Source organism: Parvibaculum sp., from assembly GCF_040882025.1.
In the GTDB taxonomy this organism is placed as follows: Bacteria; Pseudomonadota; Alphaproteobacteria; order Parvibaculales; family Parvibaculaceae; genus Parvibaculum.
In genome coordinates this window covers 61,965-69,594 of record NZ_JBBECC010000169.1, presented here as the reverse complement: position 1 = coordinate 69,594, position 7,630 = coordinate 61,965, and the positions used below count along the sequence as shown (strand labels likewise).

Here is a 7,630-nt window from a genome sequence, read left to right as displayed (position 1 = left end):
CCCACGTCACCGGCGGCGTCGACATCCACGATCTTGCCATCGACAGGAAGGGCCGCCTGCTCGCCGTCGTCACCGGCTACAACTGCGTCGCCAGCCTCGACATGCGCGGCAGCTTCAACCCGCTCTGGCGTCCGCCTTTCATCGACCGCATTGTCGGCGAGGACCGCTGCCATCTGAACGGCTTCTGTCTCGACGCCGGCGTGCCCGCCTACGCGACCGTCATCGCAGCCACCAACACGCTCGGCGGCTGGCGCCCGCACCGCGCCGATGGCGGCCAGGTCATCGACATGCGGACCGGCAAAGCGGTTGCCCAGGGCCTCGCCATGCCGCATTCGCCGCGCCTCTATCGCGGCAAATTATGGCTGCTTGAAGCGGGCACCGGCTGGTTCGGTTGGATCGATGTGGCCACCGGCGCCTTCAACCGCGTCACCTGGTGCCCGGGCTTCGTGCGCGGCCTGCGCTTCATCGGCGACTACGCGATCGTCGGCCTCTCCAAGCCGCGCAACAAGGTCTTCGAGGGCCTGCCGCTCGAGGATGAACTGAAGACGCGGGGCAGGGAACCCGTCTGCGGCATCTACGCGATCAACCTCGCGAGTGGCGAAATCGAACACACCATTTCGATCACGGGCTCCGTCGAGGAGCTCTACGACGTCGCCTTCCTGCCCGGCGCCCGCGCCCCCCTTCTGGTCGGCCTGCAAGGCGAGGAAGCCAGAAAATTCGTCTTCCTCGGCCCGGACAGTTCGGGAAAATCCTAGAACGTCCGCTTACGAACTTTTCCCCACCTTCCTCAAGGGGAGGGTGGTCGCATATTGTGGTTTGAGTCTCTTCGGTTGCCAAAAAACTCGGCGTCATCCCGGCACTCGTTGCCGGGACCCAATCCACGTCGATGCTTGTTGCGGAGATTGTCGATGCCCAGGCGTGGCGTCGATGCATTGCTTATTTATTTCTGGAAATACGGTGACAGGAGCAACGTTCCCTTCTGAGCATGGGAATCGTGGCTCCTGTCACCGTATTCGGGCAGGCAGCCCGGGATGTCAGGTGAGGCCGACGGTGCGGTTGCGGCCGCCAGCCCCCGTTTTTCCGGCTAGTTGATCGGATAGCGCATGTTGGCGAGATGCCCTTGATGCAGGAACTGGATGTTCTGGAAGCCGCCGCTCTCAACGGTGTAGGTGATCTCCGAGGCAGTGGCGCTGTGGATGATCATTACTACTCCGTCGACATTCGCCCTTACGTCCTGCGTGTTGACCCCGAACCGGTGCTTGTCCGCATAGGTGAGGCTGCGTTCGGGCAAATCGCCTCCCTTGGTGCGCGCACCCGCGGAGGCGAGAAGAAGCTGCCCTTCTTCTATGCCGTCGAAATAGACGTTCATCTTGACAAGGAATTCCGGCTCGCCGATCTCCACTGTCTCGTAGGGAACGGGGGACGCGAGGGCCGCGATCCCCGTGGACGGATCGTAGACGTCGAGCGGTTGGTTGAGCCGCGAGAAATCATCGAAAGTGCCATCGCCCGTCTGGTCGATGAGGCAGCCGCCCTGATTGCCCGCCAAACTGCTGTAGGTGACAGGCATGGTGGTGCAGTAGATCGCCTCGCCGCCCTTTCCCCGCGTGAAGGCGGAGAAGACGGCGCCTTTGGAAGCCGTGAAACGGAAAGCCCAATTCTCGTCGTTGATGTCGGCGAGAAGGCGAGCGCCGTGCTTGGGCCCATATGTCGCGGTGTACATGATCTTGTTGAGCGCGACGGTCTGCTTTTCGCCCACCGCCGGCGAGCTTTCGACCAGATCGGGCTTCGGATGAGAATATTTCTGAAACTGCGGCGCCAATATCGCTTCCTTCTGCTCCATGCTGGTGCAGGCGCCAAGCGTGCCGAACAAGGCAAATAAGGCCGCCGAGCGGCCCCACATCGTGAAGCTCATTTGAATCTCCCCCCATTTCCCCCGGCGCAAAGCCGCACCGGTTCAATGAAATAAGCTTATCAGAAAAAATACGGTGGGAGAAAATACGGTGACAGGAGCAACACGGAATACGGTGACAGGAGCTCCTGTCACCGTATTCACTTACGCCCCGCCGTCGCGTCCATATCGCTGAAAGCTCGGCCGCTCGCAGAGCCGCGCGTAATAGGCATCCACATGCATCAGCGCCGGCCGCGCCATCGGCACCGACTTCCAGCGATGCAGCGACAGGCCGATGACGATATCGGCAAGCGAGAAACCGCCGCAGAGGAAATCGCGGCCGTCGGCAAGCGCCGCATCGACGTTTCCCACAGCCTCGTTGAACGCCACCGCCGAGCTTTCGGCCGCTTCCGCGCTGACTGCGGGATTGTTGCGCACCCGCGCCTGAAAGACCGCGCGCCAGGATTTGTTGAAGTCCGACGCCTGCCAGTCCATCCACGCCTCGACGCGCGCCCTTGGCCGGGCCTCGGCCGGCAGCAGGTCGTGGCGCGCGCGGCTCGCCGCGAGATAGCGCAGGATCGCATTCGATTCAGCGAGCACGAAGCCCTCGTCGTCGATGACCGGGATCATGCCGAACGGATTGAGCGCCCGAAATTCGGACTCGACCGTCGAGCGAAAACGTCCGCCCCAATCCTCGCGCGCGAAGTCGAGGCCAAGCTCCGCGCAAAGCCACAGCACCTTCCGCACATTGATCGATCCGGCATGGCCGTAAATCTTCAGCATGATCGTTCCCGGAATTTCGTCCCGTGAAGAAAACGCCACCTGTCCCCGCTGGATCAACCGTTCAATTGTAATGGCTACAATTTTCCGCTGGCCGCTCCCCGGCGACTCGTGCTTTCTTTCGCGCGCTTCCCGCGTCCCTTCGGAACAAGCCCCATGACCACCGCGTCTCCCGCAGCCCCCGCGAGCGAGGCCGCACTCGGCGCGGCCGCAGCGGGAGCCGGCTATCTGCTCTGGGGCCTCTCCGTCATCTATTACCGCCAGCTCGCCCATGTCGTGCCGATGGAAATTCTGGCCCATCGCGCGCTCTGGAGCCTGCTGCTCGTCGCCGCCTGCGTTCTCGTCTTTGGCCGCCGCCGGCAGTTGATGATCGTGCTGCGCGACCGCCGCGCCATGACGATCCTCAGCCTCACCGCCGCGATCATCGGTTCCAACTGGCTGGTCTTCATCTGGGCCGTCAATTCCGATCGCATCCTCGAAACAAGCCTCGGCTATTTCATCAACCCGCTGATGAGCGTGCTCGCCGGTGTGCTGCTCTTGGGCGAGCGCCTGTCGCGCGCGCAGAAACTGGCGATCGCGCTCGCCGCCGCCGCCGTCCTCTATTTCACGCTGGCGCTCGGTTTCGTGCCCTGGGTGTCGCTCTTCCTCGCGGTCAGCTTTGCCGCCTATGGCTATCTGAAGAAGATCGTGCGCGCCGAGGCGCTCGAAGGTCTCTTCGTCGAGGTCGTCATCCTCGCGCCCTTTGGCATCGCCTGGCTTTTCTGGATGTCGGCGCAGGGCGGCGCCGTCTTCGGCAATGTCGATCCTTACACGGATATTCTGCTGATCCTGACCGGCCCGATGACCGCCGTGCCGCTGCTCCTCTTCACCTTCGGGGCGCAGCGCATCCGCCTGACCACCCTCGGCCTGATGCAATATCTGGTGCCCACCACATCCTTCCTGATCGCCGTTTTCCTCTATGGCGAGCCCTTCGGCATCGACCGGCTGGTCACTTTCTCCCTCATCTGGGTCGCGCTCGGTCTCTTCAGCATCGACACATGGCGCCGCGAGCGCGAATTGCGCCGTTTGGCCGGGCTCGTTTCACCGGCGAAGTGACGCCGTCGCCGGGCCGCCCGCCGCATTTCCGGACGAATTATCAATTTTCCCGGACGGCATGGTTATGTGTTTCGAGGCGCCAGGCCTCATCCTTTCCGCAACGAAGCCGCCGCACGCAAAATTGCGAAAGCAGCGGAATCAGGAGGAAGCGATGGACTTGGTTCAAGAGCCGGGGGGCGCCCCGAGCAAATCTGAAATTCGTTCCTGCTTCGATCCGGCCGAGGGAACGCTCGATCGCAGGGTTTTTGCCGATCAGGAAATCTACGATCTGGAGATGCGCAACATCTATGCGCGCGCGTGGAACTTCATGTGCCACGAAAGCCAGATCCCCAATCCCGGCGACTATTTCATCAATTATATCGGTGAGGATCAGGTCATCGTCGTCCGCGACAAGCAGGGCGAGGTGCAGGTCCTGCTCAACACCTGCCGGCATCGCGGCAATGCGCTCTGCCGCGCCGAGCAGGGCAATGCCAAATCCTTCGTCTGCTCCTATCACGGCTGGAACTACGACCTGAACGGCGACCTGATCGGCGTTCCCGGCATGACGGCCTATTACCGCAAGGACTTCGACAAGTCGCAATGGGGCCTCGCCAGGGCGGCGCAGGTCGATCATCTCCACGGCTTCTATTTCGCGACGCTCGATCCCGACACGCCGCCGCTCCCCGATTATCTGGGCGAGGTCGGCCGCATCGGCCTCGGCCTTCTCGTGGCGAACGGCCCCGTCGAAATTGTGGACGGCATCCAGAAAAACGTCATCGACTGCAACTGGAAGATCGCCGTCGACAATCTCTTCGACTGGTATCACGTGCAATACAGCCATGCCTCTGCGGGCATGGCGGGTTTCATGGACATCGCCGCCATCCTGCATCCGAAAAACCAGATGGTGATGTTCGGCGACTACGGACATGCGATCAGCGGGCCGGTCATTCCCGAAGAAAAACAGGCCCAGATCGACGCGATGTCGGACGAGGAGCGCATGGCCGAAGCGGCGGCCGGAATGCTGAAGAACCCGGACAGGCCCGTCGTGCCGCCGCGCCTCAGCGCCGCGCGGGACCTGCTCGGCCCCACCGGTATTCGCTGCATGGGGCATCCCAACATCTTCCCCAATCTCTGGGTCTCGACCAACGGCACGCAGCTTTCGCTGCGCCTGCCGCGCGGTCCCTTCGCAACCGAAATCTGGTGGTTCACCATCCTGCCGAAAGCCATGCCGGAAGAGCTGAGACGGAAACAGATCAACTTCAGCGCGCATCTTTTCGGACCGGCCGGCATGCTCGAACAGGATGACGGCGAGAACTGGAGCCAGAGCACGCGCGCATCGCGCGGCGTGAAGGCGCGGGACTATCGCCACCACATGGCGATGGGGCTCGGCCAGGACGAGGTGCTGACCGATGCCGCCGGCGCGCGCCGCGTGGAAACGACCATCAGCGAACACGCGCAACGCTGGCTCTATACCAACTGGACGAACTGGCTGACGGCGGACAATTGGGCCGAACTGAAGGCGAACCATCCGTCCTTTCCCAAGGGGAGGGTCTGATGTCGCAGGCAAGGGCGGTGGAAGCCGAAACATCCGGTCTCGACGCGCTTTCCCTTCAGCAGCGGATGGAGCTTCAGTTCGAGATCGAGCAGTTCCTCTATGCGGAGGCGGCGATGATCGACGGGCGCGACTATCGCGCCTGGCTCGATCTCTGGACCGAGGATTGCAACTACTGGATGCCGATCCGGCGGACGGTGACGCTGTCCGATATCGACCGCGAGTTCACGAAACGCGGCGACATGTCCTTTTACGACGATGACAAGCGGGCGCTCGCGATGCGCGTCGCCAAGATGGAGTCCGGCTCCTCATGGTCCGAAGATCCGCCGTCCCGCACGCGCCATATCGTCGACAATGTCCGCATCACCGGCGTGAACGGCGCGGAGACGACGGTCGAGGTCGCCTTCATCCTTTATCGCAGCCGTCTCAATACGGAGGAGAGCATGTGGGTCGGGCGGCGCGTCGATACGCTTCGCCGCACCGGCAAGGAGTTGAAGCTCTGCGGGCGGGAAATCTATCTCGACCAGACGCTGATCCGCGCGACCAACATGAGCACCCTGTTCTAGGACAGGATCCGAAACGTCAACGAGCGGGGAGGCTCATGGGAAGACTGGAAGGAGAAGTCGCGCTTGTGACGGGAGGTGCATCGGGTCTCGGCCGTGCCATCGTCGACAGGTTCGTGGAGGAGGGCGCACGGGTGGTGGTGTTCGACCGCTCGGCGGAGAAACTCCAGGAAGTGAAGCGCCACCATGGCGATGCCGTCCTGACCCATGCGGGCGACGTGCGCTCGGGGCCGGACAACAAGGCGGCGGTGGCGCTGGCGGTGGAGCGTTTCGGCAAGCTCGACTGCGCCATCGGCAATGCCGGCATCTGGGATTACAGCGTCACGCTCGACGACATGCCGGAAGAGCAGATCGACGGCGCCTTCGACGAATTGTTCGGCGTCAATGTGAAGGGATACCTGCATCTCGCGAAGGCGGCGCTCCCGGCGTTGGTCCGCTCCGGCGGCTCGCTCGTCTACACGGTTTCCAATGCCGGCTTCGATCCGGCGGGCGGCGGCGCGCTCTACACCGCGTCGAAACATGCGGTCGTCGGCTTGATCCGCCAGCTTGCCTTCGAATGGGCGCCGACCGTCCGCGTCAACGGCGTGGCACCGGGGCCGATCGATACCGACCTGCGCGGGCCGGCCGCGCTCGGCCTTGCCGACAAGGCGATCAGCAGCGTCGATCTGCCGGCGCTCGCGGCACCTGTCGTGCCGCTCGGCCGGGTGCCGGCGCCTGCGGAATATGCCGGCTCCTATGTCTATTTCGCGTCGCGGCGGGACAGCGCGCCCGCAACCGGCGGCGTCCTGATCTGCGAGACGGGCATCGGTGTCCGGGGCATCGGCATCGTGGCGGCGGGCGCGGGCCTTGCCGCCAAATACGGAAAATAGGGAGAGAAACCGATGGGCGTCGCATCGCTTGGATATATCGGCTTCGAGGTCAGCGACCTCAAGGCATGGGATGATTATCTGACGGGTTTTCTGGGTCTGATGCCGGGACGCGGCAACGGCACCTCGGCCCGCTACCGGATGGACGACCGGGCCTTCCGTATCCATCTCGACAAGGGGGCGGCGGACGACATTTCCTTCATCGGGCTCGAAGTCGAAACGCCGGAAGGCTTGCAGGAACTTCGCGAGCGGCTCGAAAAGGCCGGCGTTCCCTGTTCGCCCGCATCCGGCAATCTGAAGAAGGAGCGCGGCGTGCGCGACCTTCTCGTTCTCACCGATCCGGCCGGGCTTCAGGTCGAGGTCTATGTCGGCGCGACGGCGCTCACCAATATGCCGTTCCATTCGCCGGCGGGTGTTTCCGGTTTCATGACGGGCGGCCAGGGCGCCGGCCATGTTGTGCTGGCTTCGGAAAAGATCGCCGAGATCCGCGATTTCTACACGGAGCTTCTGGGCTTCCGGCTTTCCGACACGATCGGCATACCGGTTTCGCCCGACTTCACGCTGGTGCTCGAATTCTATCACTGCAATCCGCGCCACCACACGCTGGCGCTGGCGCCCATGCCGGCGCCGAAACGGCTGCATCATTTCATGGTGGAAATGGCGACGCTGGACGATGTCGGCTTCGCGATGGACCGCATCGGCGCCTGCGGCGTCAAGCAGACCATGACGCTGGGCAAGCATTCGAACGACCAGATGGTGTCGTTCTATGCCGCGACGCCTTCGGGCTTCGAGGTCGAGGTCGGCACGGCGGGTATCGAGGTTCACGACGATGTCTGGCGCGTGACCCATCACGAGGTCACGAGCATGTGGGGCCACAAGCGCGTCTAGAAGAAAGGCAAACGGGGAA

At 63.2% G+C, this 7,630-nt stretch carries 8 protein-coding genes; 6 read left to right on the top strand and 2 right to left on the bottom strand.

Going from position 1 to position 7,630, the window contains the following annotated elements; genetic code table 11:
- Nucleotides 1–755: TIGR03032 family protein (locus tag WEB61_RS12380; RefSeq protein WP_368064640.1), on the top strand; the 755-nt coding region annotated here is incomplete at its 5' end.
- A 329-nt stretch (nucleotides 756–1,084) separates the two neighbouring features.
- Here the strand turns inward: WEB61_RS12380 and WEB61_RS12375 are convergent.
- Both WEB61_RS12375 and WEB61_RS12370 read right to left on the bottom strand, forming a co-directional pair.
- Entirely contained in the window at nucleotides 1,085–1,912 is an 828-nt protein-coding gene (locus WEB61_RS12375) for a hypothetical protein (RefSeq protein ID WP_368064639.1), read from the bottom strand.
- Between the two features lie 141 nt (nucleotides 1,913–2,053).
- Entirely contained in the window at nucleotides 2,054–2,671 is a 618-nt protein-coding gene (locus tag WEB61_RS12370) for a glutathione S-transferase family protein (RefSeq protein ID WP_368064638.1), read from the bottom strand.
- Between the two features lie 153 nt (nucleotides 2,672–2,824).
- On the opposite strand from WEB61_RS12370, the gene rarD reads away from it, so the two are divergent.
- The 5 genes from rarD (at nucleotide 2,825) to WEB61_RS12345 (ending at nucleotide 7,611) form a co-directional block, all read left to right on the top strand.
- Nucleotides 2,825–3,763 (top strand): EamA family transporter RarD, encoded by a 939-nt coding sequence (rarD, locus tag WEB61_RS12365; protein ID WP_368064637.1) that lies wholly within the window; start codon nucleotides 2,825–2,827, stop codon nucleotides 3,761–3,763.
- A 151-nt stretch (nucleotides 3,764–3,914) separates the two neighbouring features.
- Nucleotides 3,915–5,297, top strand: coding sequence for a Rieske 2Fe-2S domain-containing protein (locus WEB61_RS12360; RefSeq protein ID WP_368064636.1), 1,383 nt, complete (start codon nucleotides 3,915–3,917; stop codon nucleotides 5,295–5,297).
- Entirely contained in the window at nucleotides 5,297–5,860 is a 564-nt protein-coding gene (locus tag WEB61_RS12355) for a 3-phenylpropionate/cinnamic acid dioxygenase subunit beta (protein WP_368064635.1), read from the top strand. The genes WEB61_RS12360 and WEB61_RS12355 overlap by 1 nt, the downstream gene beginning before the upstream one ends.
- A 35-nt stretch (nucleotides 5,861–5,895) precedes the next feature.
- Nucleotides 5,896–6,726 (top strand): 3-(cis-5,6-dihydroxycyclohexa-1,3-dien-1-yl)propanoate dehydrogenase, encoded by an 831-nt coding sequence (hcaB, locus tag WEB61_RS12350; RefSeq protein WP_368064634.1) that lies wholly within the window; start codon nucleotides 5,896–5,898, stop codon nucleotides 6,724–6,726.
- A 12-nt stretch (nucleotides 6,727–6,738) separates the two neighbouring features.
- Nucleotides 6,739–7,611 carry a VOC family protein gene (locus tag WEB61_RS12345; RefSeq protein WP_368064633.1) on the top strand — a complete coding sequence of 291 codons (873 nt, stop codon included), beginning with the start codon at nucleotides 6,739–6,741 and terminating at the stop codon, nucleotides 7,609–7,611.
- Nucleotides 7,612–7,630 lie beyond the last annotated feature (19 nt).